This is a genomic window from Halohasta sp. A2, assembly GCF_056175805.1.
The window spans coordinates 1-251 of record NZ_JAQFWV010000340.1 but is presented as its reverse complement, the minus strand read 5'-3'; the positions used below and the strand labels follow the sequence as shown (position 1 = coordinate 251).

The window sequence follows — 251 nt, the reverse complement described above, 5'->3', positions numbered from 1 at the left end:
GATAGTCTGGTTTGGGTGCTTCTGCAATGTCTGTATCTAGAAATTCGGCAGTTCAGCGACTCAGACAGGAGAATTTGTTATGTAAGTGATTCAATACGGGAGCTGTCTTGCGATAAACGGAGCAACTTGTGAGGTGCGTGCGCCAAAGAATAACCCTGAACAGGAAGGGTCGGTTGAACTCAACGTGGTGAGAGCAGATGAAATCAGTGAGGCAGATGATCCGATTCAGTGGGTGCTGCTCACCACTGAAT

1 pseudogene is annotated in these 251 nt (G+C 47.8%); it reads left to right on the top strand.

What is annotated here, in order from left to right:
- Positions 1-106 precede the first annotated feature (106 nt).
- A pseudogene (locus O2S87_RS19350) lies at positions 107-251 on the top strand (IS4 family transposase); the annotation flags it as partial.